The sequence below is a fragment of the Rheinheimera sp. SA_1 genome (assembly GCF_001669775.1).
Taxonomy (GTDB): Bacteria; Pseudomonadota; Gammaproteobacteria; order Enterobacterales; family Alteromonadaceae; genus Pararheinheimera.
On the sequence record NZ_LXWK01000016.1, the window covers coordinates 145,950 to 171,014 of the forward strand.

Genomic DNA, 25,065 nt, shown 5'->3' on the forward strand with positions numbered 1-25,065 from the left:
GTTTAATGGACAAAACTTTGGTTTTCAAGGTTTGTAGCGAACTGCACCAACTGCGGTATATCCAGGATCAGCCCGACATTGCCAGAACCCAGAATGGTATAACCGCCAATACCACGTAATGATCGGAACAACGTATTCAGGGGTTTAATCACCGCCTGCAGTTCACCGTGCAGATGGTCAACCACCAGTCCGGCGCGATGTTTGCCATATTGCACCACCACAATATTCTCCCGGCTCTGCGGCGGTCCCGCCAAGTCGAACAGCTGACGCAAGCGGATAAACGGCAGCACTTCGCCGCGTAAATCAAGGTAGTTACGTTCGTTGTCCTGTTGCGACATTTGAAACTCTATACATTCCTGTACCATATTAAGCGGCAGTACCAGGTGGGTACCGGCCACGCTGACCAAAAAGCCGTCAATAATAGCCAGTGTCAGCGGTAAGCGGATGCGAAACACCGTGCCTTGATCCGGCACCGAGCTGATTTGAATTTGGCCGCGCAGCTCTTCAATATTCCGTTTCACCACATCCATGCCGACACCACGGCCAGACAGGTTGGTTACGGCCGCTGCAGTGGAAAAGCCGGGGGCGAAAATTAGTTTATAGATATCTTCTTCCGCCAGTTCCTGATCAGCACTGATGATATTTTTTTCAATTGCCTTGGCGCGAATACGTTCGATATTGAGTCCGGCGCCGTCGTCGGCAATTTCAATGACCACCGAGCCTGCTTCATGACAAGCACTGAGTTTCAGCTGTCCTTGCGCCGGTTTGCCTTTGTAAAGACGGAGCTCTTTACTTTCGATGCCATGATCAAGCGCATTGCGCACTATATGCATCAATGGATCGGATAACTTTTCGACCATGCTTTTATCAAGCTCGGTATCGGCGCCTTCTACAGTCAACTCGATATCTTTGCCGAGCTCTTTTGAAACATCACGGACAATGCGGCGTAACCTGCTAAACGATTCGCCCACCTGTACCATGCGCAAACCCAGCGCGCCATCACGGATTTGCTCCAGCAAACCGGTCAGCACGCTGAAGGATTCTTTTAGTTTTTCATTGGCAATTTCCTGCACCAGCACGTCAATACCAGCACCGGCGGTGACCAGCTCGCCCACCAGATTGATCAGTTCGTCAAGCTTGCGTGCTTCGACTTTGAGAAACTGAAAATCAGCCGGTCTTTTATGCTCAGTGGCTTTTTGTTTATCCAGGGCGACGGCCACCATTTCTGGGCTGACGGCGCCCTGGTCAACCAGCACCTGACCTAAGGCCTGGTTATTGTCATGCTCTTTTTGTGAACTAAGGGCACTTTGCAGTTCACGTTCGGTGACTGCGCCGGCATTGACCAGCAAAGTGCCGAGTTTTTCATCAACCGTTGGCAAGGCATCAAGCGAGGCTTTGATCTGGTTCGGCGGTGAAATTTGTACTTTGCTGTTGTCCTGAACAAACTCGAATACATCGGCAATTTGTTGTTTGGTGGCGGTGCTGGCAAGTTCAAACTTCAGCTGTAAATAGCAGGACTCTGGATCAAAAGCCGCTGGTGCTGGCCAGTGCGGCACCAACCGAACCTGTTTTAATTCGCCAAGGCTTTGCAAATAATGCAACTGCGACAGCGGATCCATACCATCGCGAAACACATCTTCGCCATAATGCACATCAAGCTGCCAGTGTTCGGTATGGGTTAACGCTGCGGTCGGTGCAACTATAACCACAGGGGCCGGATCGAGATAAAGATGTAACTGCTTAATGAGGGCGGTGCCTGTGACCAGATCAATACCACTGCTTTCATCCTCCAACTGGCGGATTAAACTGGCGGTGTGATCCTGACATTGCAACATCAGATTAATCAATTCGCCATCAAGCTCCAGCTGACCAGAACGTACTTTATCCAGCACGCTCTCGACGTTATGGGTAAAAGCGACGATATGATCAAAACCGAATAGCCCGGCCGAGCCTTTGATGGTATGTGCCGCGCGAAAAATAGCATCAATATGCTGAGCCGACGTGGCATCACCGGCTTCAATCTCCAGCAGGAAACGCTCCATATCGGCCAGGAGGCTATTTGCTTCGTCGATAAATAAACTGCGGGCCTGCGTCATGTCCATATCAGTCATCCTGCGAAGTAAATTGAGTCGGCCACTGCACGGCGTAAAGTTCGCTTAACCGTCTAAACTGCGGATTATCACCGGCCGAAATAACTGCCTGCGCCGGTGAGTGGACTTGCTCCAGCGTCCACAACAACAGTTGTAAACCGGCAGAATCCAGATCTTGCAACGCAGTGACATCCAGGATCAGCCGACTCGGGAGTTTCGCCAATCCAGCCTGCAACAGGTCGTGCGCTTCCCGAACATTAAAAATGGTCAGCTCAGTGTCAAATTCGGCGATGACAAAGTCGGCTTTTTGCGTCATGGACAAAGGCATATCAACCTCCTCAGGGCAGGATCAATTTATTGACCGCGGCCAGCATTTGCTCAGGTTTAAATGGCTTCACCACCCAGGCTTTAGCACCTGCTGCTTTACCTTCTTCTTTCATTTGGTCTGAGCCTTCGGTGGTCAGCATGATCACGGGCGTAAACCGGTAAGCGGGCATAGCTTTGACCGCTTTGAGCATGGTAATTCCATCCATATTCGGCATATTTACATCGGAAATAATCAGATTCACTTTTTGACCGGTCAGTTTTGTTAAGGCATCCTTGCCATCACAAGCTTCAATCACCGTAAAGCCATTGGCCTTTAATGTCATGCCCACGACCTGACGAATACTAATAGAGTCGTCGACAATCAGAATTGTTTTCATTGGCTGCTTCCTTCAGAAAAAAGTCACGTCATCATCGGAACTGCTGGTTTCGCGGCCAGAATGCACTCTAACCTGCTCCAGTGTGGTGTAAGTGCTCTCCAGTTGTTTCAGCCATTGCGGCACGGAGATAGGTTGCGGAATTTGGTCGGCGGCTAGTTGTTGTTGGAAATCTGCAGCGGTGTGTACCAATTTCTGCATATCGGCGATGATATGACTGGTGATCTGGCTGGCGCGATCCTGAAACTGCAGATTGACGATTACTTCGGACAGTTGTTGCTGCACGTACCCAAAATGCTCGGTCAATTGGCTATTGGTATTGGTGATTACTTGCACCGCGCTTTCATAATCGGCCATTACACCGTGGATCGTTTGTTCAGTCTGGGCGATGATTTGCTGCTCATGTTCAACCTGGCCTTCGCTATCCTGTACTACTTTGGTCAGTGCCTGCGTAACATCGGCTACCCGTTCTTTAATCCTGCGACCGGCCTCGCTACTGCGATTTGACAATGCCCGGACTTCGGTGGCGACCACTGCAAAACCACGACCGCTCTCTCCGGCTCTAGCTGCTTCGATGGCCGCGTTTAATGCCAGTAAATTGGTCTGGGCGGCTATATCACCAACTTCAGAGGTCATGCCCTGCAAAGCTTCAGTGACTTTGGTCAGTTGCTGGATTTCAGTTAGCATCCTCATCCGGTTTTGCTGGGCATTGACCAGACGCTCGGTCATTGCCAGTAATTTGCTTTCCGATTGCTTGATCATGGTAATCAGCTCTTGATCACCTGGTTTGTTTTGCCGGGTATCAGCGGATAACAACTGCAACAACTGCTGAAAACGTTGCGACAAATTCACCACTGCGGTTTCGGTTTGTTGCTTCACCATGTCCGATTGTTTCAGCCACAACGGGGTGATTTGACTAATCAGCTGCAAAAAGTTTCCAGCAAAAGGCCGAAGGTCGGGGGCAGGGCGTTCATGGGCTATCTCAGCGACCGCTGCTGGTTTTGGCCATAACAGCAACATCATGCCAAGTCCGGCAACGCTCATCGCTAAAGCGCTTAGCCAGCCGCTGGTGGTGATCCATGCCATAACAATAATCAGCACCAATAAAAGCAAAGCCAACGGCAGACGAAGATTTTGGGGCATAGCGGTTCCTCGAAAAAAATGCGCCTGAATTGTTGCCGGTTCCCAAATTCGGATGGGAGATGTCCAGCAACTGTATTTGTTCCCACATAAGCAATAACCGCTCCCCGGCTGAAGTCAAGGTAAAGTACAGAAAATATTCAGGATTTTCCTATTGTAGCGCGCTGTTGTCGCCATACTGGGCCTGCTGATTTTGTTAAATTTTTACAATTTGCTTGTCGCTTTTGCCGTTGAATCTGGCAAGATCGTTCTATATTTTCGAATGTATAATCGGCTTTTTTGCCATATTCTTTTAATCAATTCGACGTTATGCTGTGTCTCAATAAAGGAGAAATCATGCAACCGACTGATAATTCGTATTCTGCAGTGTCTAAATTGCTGCATTGGCTGATGGCGTTAATGATTTTTGGACTGTTTGGCGTTGGCTTTTGGATGGTCGATTTAACCTATTACAGCGCCTGGTATAAAACCGCACCGCACTATCATAAAAGTGTCGGTATTGTGCTGGCAGTATTGTTGCTGGTGCGACTGGCGGTCTTTTTTAAAAATCGTAAACCAGCGCCACTGGCTTCGCATAGTTTGTTGGTACAACGTGCGTCGAAACTGACCCATGGCTTGTTGTATGTACTGCTATTTTTTATTGTGGTGACCGGGTATCTGATTTCAACCGCGGATAACCGGGGTATAGAAGTGTTTAACTGGTTCGTGGTGCCAGGTTTTGGCGAATTCTTCGGCCAGCAAGCGGACAGAGCCGGGCTACTGCATCAGTGGCTGGCTTATGGATTGATAGCTTTGGCAGTGCTGCATGCTCTGGGCGCGCTAAAGCATCATTTTATAGATAAGGATGCCACACTGAAGCGTATGTGGTGGTCCAAAACTGACAACGCTCCTGTTTCTAAAAATTTAACTGGTTCTACCGACTTAACTAATTCAACTGAGGAAAATTCATGAAAAAGCTCGTATTGGCAAGTTTATTCACAACCCTGTTAGCAGCTCCGGCTCTTCAGGCTGCTGATTATGTAATCGACACGCAGGGCGCACACGCCTTTGTCCAGTTTAAAGTCAGCCACTTAGGTTATAGCTGGTTACATGGCCGTTTTAATACGTTTAGCGGTACCTTCAGCTATGACGACAAAAACCTGGCGGCTTCGAAAATCCAGCTGGACATTGACACCAAGAGTGTTGACTCAAACCACGCCGAGCGTGATAAACACTTACGCAGCCCGGATTTCCTAAACGTTGATAAAAATGGCAAAGCCAGTTTTGTCAGCTCGAAAGTAGTGCCAAAAGACGGTGCTAATTTTGATCTGGTTGGCAATTTCACCTTAAACGGCGTGACTAAAGAAATTACCATCGCAGCGATGAAAACCGGTGAAGGTAAAGATCCATGGGGTGGTTACCGTGCAGGTTTTGAAGGTAAAACCAGTATTAATCTGTCTGACTACGGCATCAAAAACATTCTTGGCCCAGCATCAGAAACTGTGCATTTAGATTTAGTGGTCGAAGGTGTTCGTAAGTAATTCTGCGGTTAGACGCGGCGCACTGCCGCTGACGCGGTGAGTGACGCCCTAGGTTTTTTTAAAGTATAAAAATGACTGAACAAAAAAATGCCGCTTGTATGCGGCATTTTTTATGGTCGATAGTTCAAACGAGTTCAATTTCGATATCTCCGACCGGCACACTACAGCAGGGCAAAAACTCCCCTTTGCGCACAAAGGCCAATGGCTCTTGTAAATAGCGGATGTCGCCGGAAATTAACTTACAGCGGCAGGCGCCACAAAAACCAGCCCGACAGTGGTAACTGACTTCCAGTTTTTGTTGCTCCAGCGCGTCGAGCAGTGTAGGGCAGCTGCCATCAAACTGCAGGCTGCTGCCATCCGGCAACCCGACCTTCACCATCAGTTACAGGTCGAAATCGCCAAAGTCGCCACCGTCGACTTCGTTATCAATCTGGCCAACCAGGTAGGAGCTTATTTCCGACTCCTGTGGCGCCACCTGGACGTTGTCCGACACCAGCCAGGCGTTGATCCACGGGATTGGGTTTTGCGTGGTGCTGAAAATAGGTTTCATCCCCAGCGTTTGCATGCGGATATTGGTAATATATTCAACGTATTGGCACAAAATGTCTTTATTCAGACCAATCATCGAACCGTCTTTAAATAAAAATTCGGCCCAGTCTTTTTCCTGCTCAGCGGCTTTACGGAATATAGCGTAAGCTTCTTGCTCACATTCTTTGGCAATTTCACCCATCACCGGATCGTCTTCGCCGTTGGCCAGAATATTCAGCATATGCTGGGTGCCGGTTAAATGCAGCGCTTCATCCCGGGCAATTAGTTTGATGATTTTGGCATTACCTTCCATCAGTTCGCGTTCGGCAAAAGCAAAACTACAGGCAAAACTAACGTAAAACCGGATCGCTTCCAGCACGTTGACCGACATCAGGCACAGGTACAATTTACGCTTCAGCTCACGCAGCGTAATGGTATGACTGACGCCATTCACTACATGGGTGCCTTCACCACATAGGTTGTACAGATTGACGGAATTGATTAAGTCGTCGTAATAGCGGGTAACGTCATCAGCACGCTCAACAATTTTTTCGTTCAGCAGAATATCGTCGAATACCTTATGCGGTTCATTGCTGATATTGCGCACGATATGGGTGTAGCTGCGACTGTGAATGGTTTCGCTGAACGCCCAGGTTTCAATCCAGGTTTCCAGTTCCGGTAAGGATACAATCGGCAACAATGCAACGTTCGGTGAACGGCCCTGGACTGAATCGAGCAGGGTTTGGTATTTTAAGTTGCTGATAAAGATATGCTTTTCGTGCTCAGGCAAACCCTGATAATCAATCCGATCTTTACTAACATCCACTTCCTCTGGTCGCCAGAAAAAGCTCAGTTGTTTTTCGATGAGTTTTTCAAAAATGACATATTTTTGCTGATCATAACGGGAAACATTGACCGAATTCCCGAAAAACATCGGCTCTTTCATTTGATCGTTATTGGTACGATTAAAAGTGGTATACGCCATTTGAATGCAATCTCTTTCTAATTATTCAGTTCGAACGGATAACAAAGGTACGGTGCGCCGTTCAAAACAGAGCACCGTCATCATCAGATTTTACAAGCACCGCCTTCACAGCCTTCGTCAGCGGCTTCTGGCTTCATATCTTCCTGGATATCAGAAGCACCATCGCGGGTGTTATGGTAATACAGGGTTTTGACGCCGAGTTTGTAGGCAGTCAGAATGTCTTTTAACAACATTTTCATCGGCACCCGACCGCCTTCAAATTTGGCTGGGTCATAGTTGGTATTGGCCGAAATGGTCTGATCAACAAACTTCTGCATAATGGCGACCAGCGCAATATAACCGTCGTTATTTGGCATATCCCACAGCAGTTCGTACTGGTCTTTCAGGCGGTCGTATTCAGGAACGACTTGCTTGAGAATACCGTCTTTACTGGCTTTGACGCTGACATGGCCGCGTGGTGGCTCAATACCATTGGTGGCGTTGGAGATTTGCGATGACGTCTCTGACGGCATCAGTGCTGACAACGTTGAGTTACGCAGACCATGCGTCATCACATCTTTACGCAGCGTTTCCCAGTCGTAATGCAGCGGCTCGTTACAGACTTTGTCCAAATCTTTTTTGTAGCTGTCGATTGGCATCACGCCTTTAGAATAGGTGGTCTCGTTAAATAACGGACAAGCACCAAATTCCTGCGCCAGTTTATTCGACGCTTTCATCAGGTAATACTGAATCGCTTCAAAAGTGCGGTGGGTCAGGGCATTGGCGGAACCATCAGAGTACCGCACGCCATTTTTTGCCAGATAATAAGCGTAGTTAATCACGCCCACACCTAAGGTACGACGGCCCATGGATGCTGAAAACGCGGCAGCAATCGGGTAGTCCTGGTAACCAAGCAGACTGTCCAGCGCGCGCACAGCAAGCTCTGCTAATTCTTCCAACTCATCCAGGTTATCAATAGCGCCTAAATTAAAGGCCGATAACGTACAAAGGGCGATTTCGCCGTTAGGATCGTTCACGTCGTTTAATGGTTTGGTTGGCAGGGCGATTTCCAGGCAGAGGTTACTCTGACGTACTGGCGCCACGGCTGGATCAAACGGGCTGTGCGTGTTGCAGTGATCAACGTTTTGCAGATAAATCCGGCCGGTGCTGGCACGTTCTTGCATAAATAACGTGAACAATTCCAGCGCTTTAATCCGTTTTTTGCGGATCGCAGGGTCAGCTTCGTACTGCACATAAAGCTGCTCAAATAAATCCTGATCCTGGAAAAATGCGTCATACAAACCAGGTACATCAGAAGGGCTGAATAAAGTGATGAAATCGTCTTTAATCAGTCGGGTATACATCAGACGGTTAAATTGCACACCGTAATCTAAATGGCGGACGCGGTTCTCTTCGACGCCACGGTTATTCTTCAGCACCAGTAAGGATTCAACTTCCAAATGCCACAGTGGATAGAACAAGGTTGCCGCACCACCACGGACGCCGCCTTGCGAGCAGCTTTTTACCGCAGTCTGGAAGTGTTTGTAAAACGGGATACAACCAGTGTGGAACGCTTCGCCATTGCGGATTGGGCTACCAAGCGCACGAATACGACCAGCGTTAATACCAATACCTGCACGTTGTGACACGTATTTCACGATGGCGCTGGAGGTGGCGTTGATCGAATCTAAGCTGTCACCACATTCAATGAGTACACAAGAGCTGAACTGACGGGTTGGGGTGCGCACGCCTGACATAATAGGCGTTGGCAGAGAAATCTTGAATAACGACACTGCGTCGTAGAAACGGCGTAAATAGGTTAAGCGGGTGGTTTTTGGGTAGTTGGCGAATAAACAAGCGGCTACCAGAATATATAGGAACTGCGCGCTTTCGTATATCTCACCGCTCACCCGGTTCTGCACCAGGTACTTGCCCTCAAGCTGTTTCACTGCGGCATAGCTGAAATTCATATCGCGGTTGTGGTCGATAAAACTGTCGATTTCGTTCAGTTCATCAACACTGTAGTCGGCCAGAATATGGGCGTCATAACGATGGTCTTCGACCATTTTTACCACATGAGCATATAACTTTGGTGGCTCGAACTGGCCATAGGCTTTTTTGCGTAAATGGAATACGGCAAGACGTGCTGCCATATATTGGTAATCAGGGGTTTCTTTGGAAATTAAGTCAGCAGCTGCTTTGATAATGGTTTCATGAATATCTTCGGTTTTAATGCCGTCATAAAACTGGATATGTGAGCGCAGTTCAACCTGAGAAACTGAGACGTTTTGTAAACCTTCGGCGGCCCAGGTAATGACGCGGTGGATTTTATCCAGGTCAAGAGGTTCACGTTCGCCGTCACGTTTGGTCACAAAGAGTGGTTGATTCATTGCTGAAGGATTCCGTTTCAATTGTTGTTATTTATGATTTTCGCTGCGTGGCCAAAATCTAATTTTTTGTTGTGTAACTGGCTATAGAACCGGTTGTTTATTTTATCGTTTTGCTACCCGTCATCACCGGCCATCCCGGTGCTTCAAACCAGGCTGCGGCGCCCGTTATTATTGATATTGTTCACATTCTGAACAATATGTGTGGGCTGCACTAGATATGGGGTTTTTCGTTAAACGAATCACAAGATAGAGTGGATCAGTGGCAATTGCAACCCCCGAAAAAGTGCAAAAAAAAGCCATTATTGCGCTATGTTAGTGACCGCTCACTTGAGAGCCGCGTAACTGAAAACAACCCGTCAGAAGCAAGCTTTTTTATCCAAAAGATCGAAATAAATCTAAGCGGTTATTTTTTAAGAAGGACGGTTAAAAAGCGAACAGCAGGTGTCAAAGCAAATCTTAAATTGAGCTACTGCGGCTTGTTATCACTTTGAAAAAATGCGTGGATTTACCGGGAATTTCTTGTAAGGACTAAGCCTGATTTGTTTAAATCAGGCTCGGCTTTAGTTGAAAAATAGTTACTTAGAAACGGTGCCGCAAACAGCAATTAATTGCATCAAAGACTGTATATGCAAATCGGCCTGCCATAGTTCGGTCTGGTCGGTGTTTGCGATATAACCAAATTCAGCCAGCACTGTTGTCATACCGGCTCTATTACCTGCTGCGATATCACGCTCGGCGTCTCCCACATACCAACATTGTGCCGCCGGAACTTTCAGCTGATAACTGGCAACCAACAACGGGGTGGGATCAGGTTTGCGCTGTGCCAGACTGTCGCCACCTAATAAAATGGCGCACTGACTTAACGCTGGTAATTGTTTGAGCATACTGGCGGCTAAACGATAGGGCTTGTTGGTGACAATGCCCCAGGGAATTTGGTGCTGATTCAGATGAGCTATCAGTTCAGCACCGCCTGGAAAGTGCTGGCTGTGGTCACAGACATGCAAAGCGTAATAATTCAGTAACTGTTGGCGCAAACGGCCAAAATCGTAGTTGGCTAACAACGGCCCAAAACCGAGTTCCAGCAAACCTTTAGCGCCATGTGATGCCATCGGCCGGTATTGCTCAGCGCTACAAAGGGGTAAACCGTGGCTTTGCAGCACATGATTCAGCGCCGCGCCTAAATCGTCGGCGGTATCGACTAGCGTTCCGTCCAGGTCAAATAAAACAGCCTTTGGCATAGCAGCGGCTTTCATCGAAGATAAGTGAATGGATTTCAAAGCACTGGAATTCAAAGCATTGGCTTCCTTGCAACCACCAGATAATTCACATCAAGCCCAGGCCCGGTGCGAAAACTCTGCTGAATTGGGTTGTAATGCAGGCCGGTAGCGTCCACCAGTTCTAAACCAGCTTCATCAATCCAGCGCATTAATATAGAAGGGCGGATAAACTTATTAAAATCGTGGGTGCCTTTAGGCACTAAACGCAGCACCTGCTCGGCGCCGACAATTGCCATCAAATAAGACTTCCAGTTTTTATTCAGCGTCGAAAACACCAATGTCGCGCCAGGTTTGGCTAAATCGGCACAAGCTTTCACGACTGATAAAGGTTCTGGTACATGTTCCAGCATTTCCATGCAGGTCACCAAATCAAACTGGTTTGGATGATTTGCTGCAAAAAGCTCGGCGGTGCTTTGCTGATAATCGAGTTTCACGCCACTTTCCAGAGCATGCAGCCGCGCGACTGTTAAAGCTTCATCGGCCATATCAATACCGGTAACAATTGCGCCGGCTCGCGCCATTGATTCAGCCAGAATGCCACCGCCACAACCGACATCCACCGCCGTTTTTCCAAACAGGCCTTGCAGCTGATCACTGATATAAATCAATCGGGTTGGGTTTAATTGATGCAGCGGCTTAAATTCACCGGCAGGATCCCACCAGCGCGAAGCGATTTCGTTAAATTTAGCGATTTCGGATTGATCGACATTCTGTTGATCGAAATTGTGCTCTGACATGCCTGCACTCATCTGTAGTTTAATTGTAGACTTCATCGGAAGTTTCATTTTTCGCGTCATTATAAGGAGTTAGTTCGAACACGCAATCAGCGAACTACCACCTAACCGTAACTGAATCTTGCCTTAGGCATGGCAAGGCGGCACTATTGTGTTAGAATCCCCGGTTCTCGCCGCGCGGATATTAGAACTAAACGCGAGTCATCTGTCTGATTTTAAGGGAAAAAAGCTTTATTATGACAAATCTGGCCAAAGAAATCGTTCCCATTAATATTGAAGAAGAATTAAAAAATTCTTATCTCGATTACGCAATGAGCGTAATAGTTGGCCGGGCCTTACCCGATGTTCGGGACGGTTTAAAGCCAGTACACCGCCGTGTTCTGTTCGCCATGAAAGAACTTGGCAACGAATGGAACCGCGCTTATAAGAAGTCGGCCCGTGTGGTCGGTGACGTGATCGGTAAATATCACCCACATGGTGATACTGCGGTATACGACACGATCGTCCGGATGGCTCAACCGTTTTCACTGCGTTATATGCTGGTTGATGGCCAAGGGAACTTCGGTTCTGTTGACGGCGACTCTGCAGCGGCAATGCGTTATACCGAAGTTCGGATGGCGAAAATCACCACTGAATTGCTGGCTGATTTAGACAAAGAAACCGTCGATTTTGTACCGAACTATGACGGTACTGAAATGATCCCGGCCGTGCTGCCGACCAAAATTCCTAACTTGTTGATCAACGGCTCCAGCGGTATCGCTGTGGGTATGGCGACCAACATTCCACCGCACAATATCAATGAAGTGATTAATGCCTGTTTGGCCATTATTGCCAATCCGGACATTACCATTCCAGAATTGATGGAATATATTCCGGGCCCGGATTTCCCGACAGCCGCCATTATCAATGGTCGCCGTGGTATTGAAGAAGCGTACCGCACCGGTCGCGGCAAAGTGTATATCCGCGCCAAAACCCATATCGAAACTGACGAAAAAACCGGCCGCGAGACCATTGTTGTTGACGAAATTCCATATCAGGTGAACAAAGCCCGTCTGATTGAGAAAATCGCCGATCTGGTGAAAGAAAAACGCATTGAAGGTATTTCTGCGCTGCGTGACGAGTCTGATAAAGACGGCATGCGGATCGTCATCGAATTAAAACGCGGTGAATCTTCAGACGTCATGCTGAACCATTTATACACCCAGACGCAAATGCAGACGGTTTTCGGTATCAACATGGTGGCGTTGGACCAAGGTCAACCAAAACTGCTGGGTTTAAAAGAAATCCTTGAATGTTTTGTGTTGCACCGTCGTGAAGTGGTGACACGCCGTACCGTATACGATCTGAAAAAAGCCCGTGACCGCGCGCACATTTTAGAAGGTTTAGCCATTGCGCTGACCAATATCGACGAAATTATCGAACTGATTAAAACGTCACAAAGTCCGGCGGACGCCAAAGCAGGTTTAGTCGCCCGCGGCTGGTTGCTTGGTAACGTCAAAGAAATGCTGGAACGTGCCGGCGAAAGCGCAGCCCGTCCGGAATGGCTGGAAGAGCACTTCGGTATTCGCGATGGTTATTATTACCTGACCGAACAACAGGCACAGGCGATCCTGGATTTACGTCTGCATAAACTGACCGGTCTGGAACACGAAAAAATCCTCGGTGAATACAAAGAGCTGCTGGAATTAATCGCCGAATTGCTGCACATCCTGGAAAGCCCGGAACGTCTGATGGAAGTGATCTGTGAAGAGCTGGAAGCGGCGAAAGCCACTTACGGCGATGCCCGTCGCACTGAAATTCAGGACAACGCGCTGGATATCAACATGGAAGACTTAATTGCAGAAGAGGACGTAGTCGTCACTTTATCGCATTTAGGTTATGCCAAGTACCAGGCGCTGTCGGATTATGAAGCGCAGCGTCGTGGTGGTCGCGGTAAAGCCGCCACTACGGTGAAAGATGAAGACTTTGTTGACCAGTTATTGGTTGCCAGTACTCACGACACGATTTTGTGTTTCTCTGATCGCGGCCGTCTGTACTGGATGAAAGTGTATCAACTGCCACTGGCTTCCCGTCAGGCGCGTGGTAAGCCAATCGTCAACTTGTTACCGCTGGAAGATGGTGAACGTATTACCGCTATTCTGCCGGTGCGCGAGTACGAAGAAGGCAAATACGTGTTTATGGCAACAGCCTTTGGTACCGTGAAGAAAACTGCCTTGACTGAATATTCTCGTCCACGTAGTAACGGTATTATCGCCGTGAACCTGAACGAAGGTGACCAACTGATTGGTGTTGATATTACTGACGGCAACAGCCAGATCATGTTGTTCTCGGATGACGGTAAAGTTGTCCGTTTCCATGAAGAACAAGTGCGTGGCATGGGCCGGACTGCAACGGGCGTCCGTGGTATCAAACTGCGCGAAAATGGCTCAGTTGTGTCTCTGATCGTACCTAAGTCTGATGGCGCTATCTTAACTGTGACCGAAAACGGCTACGGCAAACGTACTTCACTGGCGGAATACCCAGAGAAGAGCCGTGCGACCCAAGGTGTGGTATCAATTAAAGTTTCTGAGCGTAACGGCTTAGTGGTTGGTGCGGTCCAGGTGAATGCGCTGGATGAAATCATGTTGATTTCAAACAAAGGCACGCTGGTCCGAACCCGGGTGAAAGAAGTATCGCAAGTTGGTCGTAACACTGCCGGCGTGATCTTAATCCGTACCCAGGAAGGCGAAAAAGTCGTTGGCGTACAGCGGATTGATGAAATTCAGGATCAGGAAGAGCTAGCTGCAGCAGAAGCTGAAGTGGCGCAACTGGATCAACAAAACGTCGTAGACGTCGAAGTTGAACCGGATGATTCAGAAGAATAATCGACCGAATTAAGTGGGCGCTGCGGCGCCCATTTTTTTGCCTGTTATTTATGGCCGGAACGGCTATCAGTGACGTAATTCAACGTTTTAGCCACTTTCGCAGCCATTTTTCACTTTCTGCGATGGTCGATTTACGGTAGAGTGTTTATTCAAACTTACTAAAGCCATCCAGATGGCGATAGTCTGTCGCTACAATAACTAAAACGAATCCGCGACAGTGCCAGGTCCACGCCAGGCCTTTTCTATTTTTCGATTCCAACAAAACAATGAGGACATCATGACAACTTATAATTTTTGCGCTGGCCCGGCGATGTTGCCGACCGAAGTAATGTTGCAGGCGCAGGAAGAACTGATTAACTGGCATGGTCGTGGTTGCTCCATTATGGAGATGAGCCATCGTGGCAAAGATTTTATGGCGGTTGCTGCTAAGGCTGAACAAGACTTACGCGATTTGATGCAGGTACCAAGTAATTACAAAGTGCTATTTATGCATGGCGGCGGGCGCGGGCAGTTCTCGGCGGTGCCGCTGAATTTAATGCAGCCTGGCAAAAAAGCTGATTACATTGTTTCAGGCGCCTGGTCGAAGGCTGCTGCTGAAGAAGCACTGAAATTTGGCGCGATCAATACCCAACAAATTCAATTAAAAGCTGACGGTATCCGCAGCTTGACGGCAGAAAAAGATTGGCAACTCGATCCTCAGGCCAGCTTCGTGCATTTTTGCCCGAATGAAACTGTTGATGGTCTGGAATTTACCGGCGTGCCTGATACGCAAGTGCCGCTGGTCGCCGATTTATCTTCAACGATTTTATCAAGGCCACTGGATGTCAGCCGTTATGGGGTGATTTACGCCGGTGCGCAGAAAAATATCGGCCCTTCAGGCTTAACGCTGGTGATTGTGCGCGAAGATTTGTTACCTAAAGCCGGTGCCAACATTCCAGCCATTCTTGATTACCGCTTAGCCGCTGAAAATGATTCAATGTTCAATACACCACCAACTTATGCCTGGTATCTGGCAGGGCTGGTGTTTGAATGGTTAAAACGCCAGGGCGGTGTCGCCGCCATGGGGCAGATTAACCAGCGTAAAGCCGACACTTTATACAACTACCTTGATCAGTCCGATTTTTATCGTAACGATGTCGCACCTGCGAATCGTTCTTGGATGAACGTGCCATTTTTCCTGGCTGATGATCGTTTAAATGATCTGTTTATTGCGGAGTCTGAAGCCGCCGGTTTACTGGCACTCAAAGGCCACCGGATGGTCGGTGGTATGCGCGCCAGCCTCTATAATGCAATGCCATTAGCAGGGGTACAAACGCTGGTGACCTTTATGCAAGAATTTGAGCGGGTGCATGGCTGATGAAAACTCTGACCTTAGCTCATGTAAAAAAAGTCGAAGGCACTGTGCATTTGCCGGGCTCGAAAAGTATTTCCAACCGGGTGCTGTTATTGGCGGCGCTTGCCAAAGGCGAAACCCGCATCACCAATTTGCTGCACAGTGAAGATGTCGAGCATATGCTAAATGCCCTGAGCAAATTAGGCGTCAGTTATAAGCTGTCAGCTGCTAATACCGAATGTGTAGTGCAGGGATTAGGTGGGCTTTTTGCGGTCAATGAACCGCTGGAGCTATATCTAGGCAACGCCGGCACCGCCATGCGGCCGTTAACCGCTGCGCTGGCTGCTTCGAACGTCGATGTTACGCTGACGGGCGAACCGCGGATGTACGAGCGTCCTATCGGCCATTTGGTCGATGCTTTAGCACAGTGGCACTGTGATATTGAATACCTTGGTACTAAAGATTATCCACCGCTACATATTCGCGGTAAAGCGCTGACGGCTGGCGCGGTAAAAATTGATGGTAGTGTGTCCAGTCAGTTTTTAACTGCGGTATTAATGGTTGCGCCGTTGCTGAGCGGCGATTCGGTGATTGAAATTGAAGGTGATTTGGTTTCTAAACCTTACATTGATATTACGTTGGCATTGATGGCGCGTTTTGGTGTCACAGTACAAAACGAAAACTATCAGCGGTTTGTGGTGAAAGGTTCACAGCAATATCAGGCGCCTGGAGATTTTCTGGTGGAAGGTGATGCCTCGTCAGCCAGCTATTTCCTGGCAGCCGCGGCCATTGCCGGTGGCACGATTAAAGTAACGGGCATTGGCAAAAACGCAGTGCAGGGTGATATTCATTTTGCCGATGCGTTAGAAGCGATGGGCGCCAAAGTAGACTGGGGTTTTGATTATATTTCGGTTACGCGAGACCAGTTGAATGGTATTTCGCGTGATTACAACGCCATTCCGGATGCTGCGATGACCATTGCGACTGCTGCATTGTTCGCCAAAGGGCCGACGCTGATCAGTAACGTCTACAACTGGCGGGTGAAAGAAACTGACCGGCTTGCTGCTATGGCAACTGAACTGCGTAAAGTCGGTGCTGTGGTGGAAGAAGGTCATGATTACATCCGGATAGAACCGCCAGCGCAGCTTCAACACGCCAGTATTGCCACCTACAATGACCATCGGATGGCGATGTGCTTCTCGATGCTGGCGTTTGCAGAGTGCGGTGTGACCATTGAAGATCCGGATTGCACCCGTAAAACATTTCCTCAATATTTTGATGTATTTGCATCATTGGCGGTAAAAAACGCGTAACCCTTTGGGTTGCGCTTTTCGTTATTGATTTTCCAGCAGAAACCGCGCTTTTTGTCACAATTGTCTGTATAATGCCGCCACTTTAATGGTTGTAGCATTCTTGGAGGCATAATGACGCAAGCGCCGGTGATTACCATCGATGGCCCTGGTGGATCAGGCAAAGGCACAATTTGCCGTTTAGTCGCACAAAAACTTGGCTGGCATCTGCTTGATAGCGGTGCAATATACCGGGTTCTGGCATTAGCGGCTATCCACCACAACATTGCACCGGAAGATGAAGAAGCGTTACAACCGCTAGCTGCCCATCTGGACGTACAATTTACCTGCGACGAGTTATGTAACGTTAAAATTACGCTCGAAGGTGAGAACGTCACTCATACCATCCGCACTGAGCAAGTTGGCTCTGTCGCGTCTAAAATTGCTTCACTGCCACGCGTACGGGAAGCCCTGTTACGCCGGCAACGCGCCTTTCGCGAAAGCCCAGGTTTAGTGGCGGATGGCCGCGATATGGGCACTGTGGTTTTCCCAGGCGCCGAAGTGAAAATTTTCTTAACGGCTGACGCTGAAGAGCGCGCCAACCGTCGTTATTTAGAGTTGAAACAAAAGGGACATGATGTTAACATCGGCGACCTTTTGAGCGAAATTCAGACAAGAGACGAGCGCGATATGAACCGCGCTGTAGCACCTTTAGTTCCGGCTGCTGACGCTTACTTGTTAGATTCGACCAATAAATCCATTGATCAAGTGTTGCAAGAGGTACTGAGCTTCGTCAAGAAGCAACTGAACCAGGCCTGAGCCGCACTTTGGACAGCCCCAGACAAGGATTGTTTGAGGTAAATTAAGCAACCCCACTTTATTTGGATTGAGAGTGGTGCAACTAACTGAAACAGTGAAAAATGACTGAAAATTTTGCACAATTATTTGAGGAAAGCCTCAAGACTATCGAAACTCGTCCAGGTTCAATCGTTAAAGGTAGAATCGTAGCTATTCATAAAGATGTCGTTCTGGTTGATGCCGGTCTGAAATCTGAAGCTGCTATTCCGGTTGAACAATTCAAAAACCTGGCTGGCGAGATTGAAGTGAGCGTTGGTGACATCATCGACGTAGCTCTGGATGCAGTTGAAGATGGTTTCGGTGAGACTTTACTGTCTCGTGAGAAAGCCAAACGTCACGAATCCTGGGTACGCCTGGAAAAAGCTTGTGAAGACAAAGTTACCGTTATCGGTGTTATCACAGGTAAAGTTAAAGGCGGTTTCACTGTCGAAGTTGACGGTATCCGTGCATTCCTGCCTGGTTCATTAGTCGACGTACGTCCGGTACGTGACACTCTGCACTTAGAACACAAAGAACTTGAGTTCAAAGTTATCAAATTAGACCAGAAGCGCAACAACGTTGTTGTTTCACGTCGTGCTGTGATCGAATCTGAAAGCAGTGCTGAACGCGATACTCTGTTGCAAAACCTGGAAGAAGGCATGGAAGTCAAAGGTATCGTTAAGAACCTGACTGACTACGGTGCATTCGTAGATTTAGGTGGCGTAGACGGCTTACTGCACATCACTGACATGGCTTGGAAACGCGTTAAGCACCCAAGCGAAATCGTCAATGTTGGCGACGAAATCCCAGTTAAAGTTCTGAAATTCGACCGTGAGAAACAACGTGTTTCTTTAGGTCTGAAACAGATGGGCGAAGATCCGTGGGCCGCTATCGCTTCACGTTACCCAGAAGGTGCTCGCATCACTGGTCGCGTAACTAACCTGACAGATTACGGCTGCTTCGTGGAAATCGAAGAAGGCGTTGAAGGTCTGGTACACGTTTCAGAAATGGACTGGACCAACAAAAACATCCACCCATCTAAAGTTGTGAACTTAGGTGATTCTGTGGAAGTTATGGTTCTGGAAATCGACGAAGAACGTCGTCGTATTTCTTTAGGTCTGAAACAGTGTAAAGCTAATCCATGGGAAGAGTTCGCTAAGGGCTTCAACAAGGGTGACCGCGTTTCAGGTAAAATCAAGTCAATCACTGACTTCGGTATCTTCATCGGTCTGGACGGTGGTATCGACGGTCTGGTTCACTTATCAGATATCAGCTGGAACTCTACCGGTGAAGACGCGGTTCGCGAATTCAAGAAAGGTGACGAAGTTTCTGCCGTTGTACTGCAAGTTGACCCAGAGCGCGAGCGTATCTCTTTAGGCATCAAGCAATTAGACGAAGACCCGTTCAACGGCTACCTTGCTGATAACAAAAAAGGTGCTATCGTTAAAGGCAACGTAACTGCTGTTGACGCTAAAGGCGCTACAGTTATGCTGGAAGGCGGCGTTGAAGGTTATGTACGTGTATCAGATATCGCTCGTGAGCGGATCGAAGATGCATCTACAGTACTGAAAGTTGGCGAAGAAGTTGAAGCTCGTCTGATGGGTGTTGACCGCAAAAACCGCGTAATCAGCCTGTCAATCAAAGCTAAGTTCGAAGCTGAAGAAAAAGAAGCTATGGACACTATCAAGAAGCAGGATGATACTGATTTTGGTGGTAACGCTATGGCTGAAGCATTCAAGGCAGCTCAAAAAGCTGACTAAGCTTACCCAATAGCTTTGAGATTATAGCGCGGCGCCGAGTGCGCGAATCCCCAGGAGCATAGCTGTTCTATGTGACTGGGGGGAGAGCCCGAAGGCAATAAAGCTATAGCCTCAAAGATAAAGGGTAAAATGCTGAAGTAAATCGGTTGGGGTAGATACCCCAACCGAATTCTCCAGACCAAAATCTAAGCGGAGGGTCTATGACCAAATCTGAATTGATCGAAAAACTTGCTAGTGATTTTCCTCACGTCCAGGTCAAGGATGTAGAGTCGTCAGTAAAAGAGATCCTTGAGCAGATGGCCGGTTCTTTAGCTGCCAATGAGCGCATTGAAATCCGTGGTTTTGGTAGTTTTTCTCTGCATTACCGTGCACCACGGGTCGGTCGTAATCCGAAAACTGGTGACAAAGTTGAACTCGACGGCAAATACGTCCCTCATTTTAAACCAGGTAAAGAATTACGCGATCGTGTAAAAACGAATACCTGATCATGGAAGTCTTCAGCACTGCTGTTAACCAGTGCCGGCGGAGTTGGGTTTGAGAAAACTTGTTTATATTCTTTGTTTTATCGCATTGCTGGTGATTGGCCTGTTTTTTGGTTCAATCAATCAACAAGCTGCCGAACTCAACTATTTCATCGCCAAAGCCGAATTAAGGGTGGTTGATATCGCCCTGTTGTTTCTGTTACTCGGTTTTGCGGTTGGTCTAAGTTTATCCCTGTCTATTTTATTCAAACTCAAAACCAAACGTTGGTTTGCCAGAACCATTGGTAAGTCCTGACTCTTATGCTTGAGCTGCTTTTTCTGTTACTGCCCATTGCTGCCGCTTACGGTTGGTTTTATGGCCGTAACAGCCTGCGGCGAGAAGAGCTCAAAGGTAAAGCCCATGTCGCTAAAAATCTGTCCTCTGGTTTAAACTTTTTACTGACTGATCAGGAAGATAAAGCCATCGAGCAATTGTTGCAGTTACTCGATATCGAAGCGGCGACCATCGACACTTACCTGGCACTGGCCAATTTGTTCCGTCGGCGCGGCGACTGGGATAAAGCCATTCGCATCCACGAAAAATTACATCATCTGAAGCTCCCCAAAATGCAGGCTCAGCAAATTCAGCTCGAGCTCGCCAACGATTATTTTTCGGCCGGACTTTACGATCGGGCTGAAAAGCTGCTGACAGAATTGGTCCAGGCCGAGCACCTGCGCGAAAAAACGCTGAAGCTGTTGTTTACGTTATTTATTGCCACCCATGAATGGCATAAAGCAGTGTCGTTTAGTCATGATGTCGATAAAACCGATTCAAAATCGCTGCGTATTGCTATTGCCAATATGCGCTGTCTGGATCAACAAAAGCCGTTGGATGTGTTTTCGCTGCGCCTGCTTAGTCAACAATATCCGCAGGCGATCCGGCCAAAATTTGAACTGGCGCAGCTGTTATTAAAACAGCAACTTCCAGAAGATGCGGCAGTTGCATTTAAAGCCGTGTTACAGCAAAAACCGCAGTGGGCAGCAGAAATACTGCCTGGGCTGGCACAGTGTCAGTTGCCTTCGGCTGAGTGGTATCAGCTGCTCAGTCAGTTGGCGCACAAAAATAAAAACATCACCGCCACCATTTTCTTAGCGGATTGGCTGGTCCAGACCGGATCGCCTGCTGCGGGTGAGCAACTTCTACTAGAGAAGCTACAGCAAAAACCGAACATTCGGTTATTTCAGCGTTTATTGCAGTTACGCCAAATCACCGAGCCAGAGCATCGTGCTGCTTTGCATTCAGTCGAACAGCTGGTTAATGCTTACTTGGAAACCAAAATTTTATTCAGTTGCCGCAATTGTGGTTTTAAAACCCGCCAAACCTATTGGTTATGCCCGTCCTGTCAGCAGTGGGAAACGGTGGAGCCACTTTCCGGCATCGATGGTCGTTAATCTCAAAGGTTTAGTTTATGAAAAATAGCCCAATTGTTGTCGCGCTCGACTTTGAACAAAAATCAGCCGCTTTGGATTTAGTCAGTCAATTAGACCCTGCGTTATGCCGGTTGAAAGTCGGCAAAGAGATGTTTACCCATTTTGGACCATCTTTTGTAAGCGAACTGCAGCAGCGGCAGTTTGAAGTGTTTTTAGACCTAAAATTCCATGATATTCCAAACACTGTTGCCAAAGCCGTGCAAGCTGCTGCTGACTTAGGCGTTTGGATGGTCAACGTGCATGCCAGTGGTGGTAGCAAGATGATGATTGCCGCGCGCGAAGCACTGGCTAAATTTGGTGCCGACAAGCCGTTATTGATTGCCGTTACTGTGCTGACTTCGATGGAACAAGCTGATTTAACCGAGCTTGGCATCAACTTAACACCGGCCGAACAAGTATTAAAACTGGCGACGCTGACAGCAAATTCGGGCCTGGATGGCGTGGTGTGTTCGGCGCAAGAAGCGGCGTTATTAAAACAACAATTCGGTCAGAGTTTTTGTTTAGTTACGCCTGGTATTCGGCCGTCATTCGCCAAAGCTGACGATCAAAAACGGGTGATGACCCCGAACGAAGCATTGGCGGTTGGTGTTGATTATCTGGTAATTGGCCGTCCTATTACCAAGGCCGATGATCCGCTGGCCGCATTACAGGCTATTTATCAGGAAATTCAACTTCGATAATGGCTCGGGTTGACTTTTATCCGACCTGAACGCATTTTTAAACAACGACCTGAGTCCTTCAACAGCAGCGTGTAGCTGCTGTTGGCATTTTTAATGCCCCAATTTTGCCAAACGTTTGATCAGAGCTTGCTGATCCACCTGGCGGAGAAAACCAACAAAGGACTTTTGTATTGGATGCAGTCAATTTAAACATTCTGATCGCCGGCGCATTATTTTCATTAAGCATTATCGCCACCCTGATTTCTGCGCGTTTTGGCGCCCCATTATTATTGGTATTTTTGGTCATCGGCATGCTGGCCGGTGAAGAAGGGGTATTGGGTATTGAATTTTCCAATCCTGATGTCGCTTTGCTGATTGGTTCTATTGCGTTGGTGATCATCCTGTTTGATGGCGGCATGCGCACCCAGCCAGAGCGGTTTAAAGTGGTATTGGCGCCATCGGCAATGCTGGCAACCGTTGGCGTGGTGCTGACCTGCACCATTCTTGGTTTTGGTGCGATGTATTTGTTTGATCTGACACTGCTGGAAGGTTTGTTGTTAGGTGCAATTTTAAGTTCAACCGATGCGGCTGCGGTATTTTCAATTTTTCAGTCGGCCGGTCTGAATATTAAAGAGCGGGTGGCTTCAACGCTGGAAATCGAATCGGGCAGCAACGATCCGATGGCGGTGATGCTGACTTTTACCCTGGTAGGCGTGGTGGCCGGTAGTTCAGAATTAAATTGGCTGCTGCTGGTTGGTTTTCTGCAGCAGGCGGTGGTTGGTGCCTTATTTGGCTACGGCGGCGGTAAGTTGTTTATCTGGTTGTGCCGGAAATTACCGCTTGGCAGTGCATTTTTCCCGTTGTTTGCTGTGTCATATGCGTTGCTGATGTATGGCGCTACCAACATCTTTGGCGGAAGTGGTTTTTTAGCAGTGTATCTGGCAGGTTTTTTAATCGGCAATGCCAGGCTCGCACAAGTGCAATATATTCTGCGGATGCACGACGGCTTGGCCTGGCTTAGTCAAATCGTGATGTTCCTGATGTTGGGCTTGCTGGTGACGCCGAGTAAATTGGTTGAATATGCCATTCCTGCCTTATTGCTGGCACTATTGATGATTTTTGTAGCGCGGCCACTGGCGGTATTTTTTAGTTTATTACCGTTTCATTTTCCGAAGCGGGATCAGCTTTTTATCAGCTGGGTTGGCCTTCGCGGCGCGGTGCCGATTATTTTGGCGTTGATCCCGTGGATATCTGGTATTGCTGACAGCGATTTGTACTTTAATGTGACTTTTTTCGTGGTGATCGTGTCGTTGCTGGTACAAGGCTGGTCGATTGCACCTGTGGCACGTTGGCTAAAATTGCAGGTGCCAAAAGAGCCAGGTCCGGATTTTGTGATGTCACTGGACGCAATTGCCAGCAACGATGTATTACAGGTGCTGGCTTTTGAAGTCAGTGTCGACTCCTCGGTCGTAGACGCGCAGTGGCAGCAATTACCGGTGCCAGCAACAGTGCAGTTTCTTGGTTTGGTGAGGGATAACGAATGGATCCAGATGGCCGATTGTGCCAATTTTAAAGCTGCCGATATCATTATGGTGCTGGCCAAAGCCGCAGACTGCGCGCAATTAAGCGATGTACTTTCGAGCTATGCGGCACAAGCAACCTTAAGCAAACAAGATTTCTTTGGCGAGTTTGTGCTGAACGGTCAAATAAGCCTGGCCGATTTAGGCGCATTTTATACCATCGAGTTTGGCTCGCTTGATCCGCAACAATCAATTTCCGATTACATCACCACCAGATTCCACCGCCGGGTGGTAGTCGGCGATAGCCTGCAACTGGATCAACTGGTACTGACAGTGCGGCAAATGAATGAACACGACCAGATTTTGCAGGTGGGCATTAAGCCTGCGTGATTTAGATCTGCGTGAACCAGGCCGGCGTAATTGCGACTGCAGCTGACGGCGTCAGGAGTTGCAAACTGGACTCTTGCTGTAGCGCTTTGGGGAAATACTTTTCCAGCAGCGCCCACAGCACGGCGATGGTTTTTAGGTCCGGCTCACCGGTTAATTGCTCTGGCACAAAATGTCGCTGAAAGGCCAGCAGATAAGCGCGGCTTTGGGCGTCATGTTCGCCAGTGATCGCAATACCATAACCATAAAGTTGCAATGCACGTTGTACAGTTTTGATTTCTGGCAAAGCAGGCACTTGCTGCCAGTATTTTTGCATCACCGCAGCGTCATACCAGGCACCAACCCCATTGGCGGCCAACCATTGCCACGGAAAACGACTACCTGGATCTTGTTTTCGAAGCGGTACTATATCGCTGTGACCAAGCACCCTTGTTGGGCTGATGTCAGTGTTTCGGGCCAGAATGTCTTTTAATAAAGCAAGTAACAGCTGCAATTGTGCCGGATCAAAATCGGCGGCCACACAAAGCTCGGCCTGTTGTTGCAGCTGATTTGGCTGTTTTTCACACCAGCTTTCATTTACTAATTCAATACCGATGGAATGGTCGTTTAAGCCAGTGCGATCTTCCCATCGGCTGTCACCCGCATGCCAGGCGCGTTGCTGCTCTGGGACTAATTGATACACTTTTAATGGTCGGTCAGCAGGATAAGTGGGGTCACCGGAGCCTGGGATCAAATAATGCGAACTGACCGGCCGCTTGCCGGGTTTGGTTAATACAGCCAGCGATTGTTGCCAGTTGCCCGCGGTGTAGTGAATGACCACAAAGCGCACCCGATCATTACGGTTTGCTGATTGATATTGCTGATCGACCTGAATAAAACCTGGATTGTGACTGCAGCCGCTAAGCAGCAATAGCAGTGCGGTGATGGCTCCGCGCCAAAGAAAAATGACAGCTGAATTTTGTCTACTTGGTTTTGAGGCTATCGGTAGAAATTTAAACATCAGCAATCCTTTGAAGTAACAACGCTGTTTTACCATAGATGCGCTCTGTGTGAAATCTTGCGCCAACAGATTTAACCGGTGGAATGGAGTAGCCGCTAACTGCATGTCGCTCATCAGGTG

General features: G+C 48.2%; 22 protein-coding genes. 12 read left to right on the forward strand and 10 right to left on the reverse strand.

Features of this window, described 5'->3' with window-relative positions; genetic code table 11:
* Positions 1–2 precede the first annotated feature (2 nt).
* The 4 genes from A5320_RS12695 to A5320_RS12710 are packed head-to-tail and all read right to left on the reverse strand — an operon-like array spanning position 3 to position 3,934.
* Entirely contained in the window at positions 3–2,102 is a 2,100-nt protein-coding gene (locus A5320_RS12695; protein ID WP_068065294.1) for a chemotaxis protein CheA, read from the reverse strand.
* Between the two features lies 1 nt (position 2,103).
* A complete protein-coding gene (locus A5320_RS12700) occupies positions 2,104–2,418 on the reverse strand; it encodes an STAS domain-containing protein (protein ID WP_068065297.1) in 315 nt (104 codons plus the stop codon).
* Positions 2,419–2,428: 10 nt separating this feature from the next.
* The gene (locus A5320_RS12705) at positions 2,429–2,794 is read right to left on the reverse strand and encodes a response regulator (protein ID WP_068065301.1); all 366 of its coding nucleotides are present in this window, start codon (positions 2,792–2,794) and stop codon (positions 2,429–2,431) included.
* Between the two features lie 12 nt (positions 2,795–2,806).
* Complete coding sequence (locus A5320_RS12710) at positions 2,807–3,934, reverse strand: methyl-accepting chemotaxis protein (RefSeq protein WP_068065304.1); 1,128 nt, start codon at positions 3,932–3,934, stop codon at positions 2,807–2,809.
* 333 nt (positions 3,935–4,267) lie between these two features.
* Between A5320_RS12710 and A5320_RS12715 the strand changes: the two genes are divergently transcribed.
* A complete protein-coding gene (locus A5320_RS12715; RefSeq protein WP_068065307.1) occupies positions 4,268–4,882 on the forward strand; it encodes a cytochrome b in 615 nt (204 codons plus the stop codon).
* Entirely contained in the window at positions 4,879–5,451 is a 573-nt protein-coding gene (locus tag A5320_RS12720) for a YceI family protein (RefSeq protein ID WP_068065310.1), read from the forward strand. The genes A5320_RS12715 and A5320_RS12720 overlap by 4 nt, the downstream gene beginning before the upstream one ends.
* A 124-nt stretch (positions 5,452–5,575) precedes the next feature.
* Here the strand turns inward: A5320_RS12720 and yfaE are convergent, their stop codons facing one another.
* The 5 genes from yfaE to ubiG all read right to left on the reverse strand — a co-directional run bounded on the left by yfaE (position 5,576) and on the right by ubiG (position 11,347).
* Positions 5,576–5,830: a class I ribonucleotide reductase maintenance protein YfaE gene (gene yfaE / locus A5320_RS12725; RefSeq protein ID WP_068065313.1), complete on the reverse strand. Its 255-nt coding sequence runs from the start codon at positions 5,828–5,830 to the stop codon at positions 5,576–5,578.
* Positions 5,831–5,833: 3 nt separating this feature from the next.
* Positions 5,834–6,964 (reverse strand): class Ia ribonucleoside-diphosphate reductase subunit beta, encoded by a 1,131-nt coding sequence (gene nrdB / locus A5320_RS12730; RefSeq protein WP_068065316.1) that lies wholly within the window; start codon positions 6,962–6,964, stop codon positions 5,834–5,836.
* A gap of 83 nt (positions 6,965–7,047) precedes the next feature.
* The gene (nrdA, locus tag A5320_RS12735; RefSeq protein ID WP_068065319.1) at positions 7,048–9,333 is read right to left on the reverse strand and encodes a class 1a ribonucleoside-diphosphate reductase subunit alpha; all 2,286 of its coding nucleotides are present in this window, start codon (positions 9,331–9,333) and stop codon (positions 7,048–7,050) included.
* 575 nt (positions 9,334–9,908) lie between these two features.
* Positions 9,909–10,571, reverse strand: a complete 663-nt coding sequence (locus A5320_RS12740) for an HAD family hydrolase (protein WP_068066708.1) — start codon at positions 10,569–10,571, stop codon at positions 9,909–9,911.
* A 50-nt stretch (positions 10,572–10,621) separates the two neighbouring features.
* Entirely contained in the window at positions 10,622–11,347 is a 726-nt protein-coding gene (gene ubiG, locus A5320_RS12745; protein ID WP_157605931.1) for a bifunctional 2-polyprenyl-6-hydroxyphenol methylase/3-demethylubiquinol 3-O-methyltransferase UbiG, read from the reverse strand.
* A gap of 233 nt (positions 11,348–11,580) precedes the next feature.
* Between ubiG and gyrA the strand changes: the two genes are divergently transcribed.
* The 10 genes from gyrA (at position 11,581) to A5320_RS12795 (ending at position 23,948) form a co-directional block, all read left to right on the forward strand.
* The gene (gyrA, locus tag A5320_RS12750) at positions 11,581–14,208 is read left to right on the forward strand and encodes a DNA topoisomerase (ATP-hydrolyzing) subunit A (RefSeq protein WP_068065324.1); all 2,628 of its coding nucleotides are present in this window, start codon (positions 11,581–11,583) and stop codon (positions 14,206–14,208) included.
* Between the two features lie 274 nt (positions 14,209–14,482).
* Entirely contained in the window at positions 14,483–15,565 is a 1,083-nt protein-coding gene (gene serC / locus A5320_RS12755; protein WP_197490145.1) for a 3-phosphoserine/phosphohydroxythreonine transaminase, read from the forward strand.
* A complete protein-coding gene (aroA, locus tag A5320_RS12760) occupies positions 15,565–16,854 on the forward strand; it encodes a 3-phosphoshikimate 1-carboxyvinyltransferase (RefSeq protein ID WP_068065330.1) in 1,290 nt (429 codons plus the stop codon). The genes serC and aroA overlap by 1 nt, the downstream gene beginning before the upstream one ends.
* A 111-nt stretch (positions 16,855–16,965) precedes the next feature.
* Positions 16,966–17,649, forward strand: coding sequence for a (d)CMP kinase (gene cmk, locus A5320_RS12765; protein ID WP_082971748.1), 684 nt, complete (start codon positions 16,966–16,968; stop codon positions 17,647–17,649).
* 101 nt (positions 17,650–17,750) lie between these two features.
* On the forward strand, positions 17,751–19,427 hold the full coding sequence (rpsA, locus tag A5320_RS12770; protein ID WP_068065336.1) for a 30S ribosomal protein S1: 1,677 nt from the start codon (positions 17,751–17,753) through the stop codon (positions 19,425–19,427).
* A 200-nt stretch (positions 19,428–19,627) separates the two neighbouring features.
* Positions 19,628–19,912 (forward strand): integration host factor subunit beta, encoded by a 285-nt coding sequence (gene ihfB, locus A5320_RS12775; protein WP_068065338.1) that lies wholly within the window; start codon positions 19,628–19,630, stop codon positions 19,910–19,912.
* A 49-nt stretch (positions 19,913–19,961) separates the two neighbouring features.
* Positions 19,962–20,204 (forward strand): lipopolysaccharide assembly protein LapA domain-containing protein, encoded by a 243-nt coding sequence (locus A5320_RS12780; RefSeq protein ID WP_068066712.1) that lies wholly within the window; start codon positions 19,962–19,964, stop codon positions 20,202–20,204.
* A gap of 5 nt (positions 20,205–20,209) precedes the next feature.
* Complete coding sequence (locus A5320_RS12785) at positions 20,210–21,340, forward strand: tetratricopeptide repeat protein (protein ID WP_068065340.1); 1,131 nt, start codon at positions 20,210–20,212, stop codon at positions 21,338–21,340.
* A 17-nt stretch (positions 21,341–21,357) separates the two neighbouring features.
* On the forward strand, positions 21,358–22,059 hold the full coding sequence (gene pyrF / locus A5320_RS12790; RefSeq protein ID WP_068065343.1) for an orotidine-5'-phosphate decarboxylase: 702 nt from the start codon (positions 21,358–21,360) through the stop codon (positions 22,057–22,059).
* A 170-nt stretch (positions 22,060–22,229) separates the two neighbouring features.
* Complete coding sequence (locus A5320_RS12795; protein ID WP_068065346.1) at positions 22,230–23,948, forward strand: potassium/proton antiporter; 1,719 nt, start codon at positions 22,230–22,232, stop codon at positions 23,946–23,948.
* Position 23,949: 1 nt separating this feature from the next.
* Here the strand turns inward: A5320_RS12795 and A5320_RS12800 are convergent, their stop codons facing one another.
* The gene (locus tag A5320_RS12800; RefSeq protein ID WP_082971809.1) at positions 23,950–24,945 is read right to left on the reverse strand and encodes an N-acetylmuramoyl-L-alanine amidase; all 996 of its coding nucleotides are present in this window, start codon (positions 24,943–24,945) and stop codon (positions 23,950–23,952) included.
* Positions 24,946–25,065: the final 120 nt, after the last annotated feature.

Bases quoted from the DNA above. Each gene is read 5' to 3' on its own strand.
- ihfB (WP_068065338.1), top strand. From the start codon at position 19,628: ATGACCAAATCTGAATTGATCGAAAAACTTGCTAGTGATTTTCCTCAC.
- A5320_RS12700 (WP_068065297.1), bottom strand. From the start codon at position 2,418: ATGCCTTTGTCCATGACGCAAAAAGCCGACTTTGTCATCGCCGAATTT.
- A5320_RS12705 (WP_068065301.1), bottom strand. From the start codon at position 2,794: ATGAAAACAATTCTGATTGTCGACGACTCTATTAGTATTCGTCAGGTC.
- cmk (WP_082971748.1), top strand. From the start codon at position 16,966: ATGACGCAAGCGCCGGTGATTACCATCGATGGCCCTGGTGGATCAGGC.
- rpsA (WP_068065336.1), top strand. From the start codon at position 17,751: ATGACTGAAAATTTTGCACAATTATTTGAGGAAAGCCTCAAGACTATC.
- A5320_RS12800 (WP_082971809.1), bottom strand. From the start codon at position 24,945: ATGTTTAAATTTCTACCGATAGCCTCAAAACCAAGTAGACAAAATTCA.
- A5320_RS12715 (WP_068065307.1), top strand. From the start codon at position 4,268: ATGCAACCGACTGATAATTCGTATTCTGCAGTGTCTAAATTGCTGCAT.
- aroA (WP_068065330.1), top strand. From the start codon at position 15,565: ATGAAAACTCTGACCTTAGCTCATGTAAAAAAAGTCGAAGGCACTGTG.
- yfaE (WP_068065313.1), bottom strand. From the start codon at position 5,830: ATGGTGAAGGTCGGGTTGCCGGATGGCAGCAGCCTGCAGTTTGATGGC.
- ubiG (WP_157605931.1), bottom strand. From the start codon at position 11,347: ATGTCAGAGCACAATTTCGATCAACAGAATGTCGATCAATCCGAAATC.
- nrdB (WP_068065316.1), bottom strand. From the start codon at position 6,964: ATGGCGTATACCACTTTTAATCGTACCAATAACGATCAAATGAAAGAG.
- A5320_RS12740 (WP_068066708.1), bottom strand. From the start codon at position 10,571: ATGCCAAAGGCTGTTTTATTTGACCTGGACGGAACGCTAGTCGATACC.
- gyrA (WP_068065324.1), top strand. From the start codon at position 11,581: ATGACAAATCTGGCCAAAGAAATCGTTCCCATTAATATTGAAGAAGAA.
- A5320_RS12710 (WP_068065304.1), bottom strand. From the start codon at position 3,934: ATGCCCCAAAATCTTCGTCTGCCGTTGGCTTTGCTTTTATTGGTGCTG.
- A5320_RS12720 (WP_068065310.1), top strand. From the start codon at position 4,879: ATGAAAAAGCTCGTATTGGCAAGTTTATTCACAACCCTGTTAGCAGCT.
- pyrF (WP_068065343.1), top strand. From the start codon at position 21,358: ATGAAAAATAGCCCAATTGTTGTCGCGCTCGACTTTGAACAAAAATCA.
- A5320_RS12785 (WP_068065340.1), top strand. From the start codon at position 20,210: ATGCTTGAGCTGCTTTTTCTGTTACTGCCCATTGCTGCCGCTTACGGT.
- A5320_RS12695 (WP_068065294.1), bottom strand. From the start codon at position 2,102: ATGGACATGACGCAGGCCCGCAGTTTATTTATCGACGAAGCAAATAGC.
- nrdA (WP_068065319.1), bottom strand. From the start codon at position 9,333: ATGAATCAACCACTCTTTGTGACCAAACGTGACGGCGAACGTGAACCT.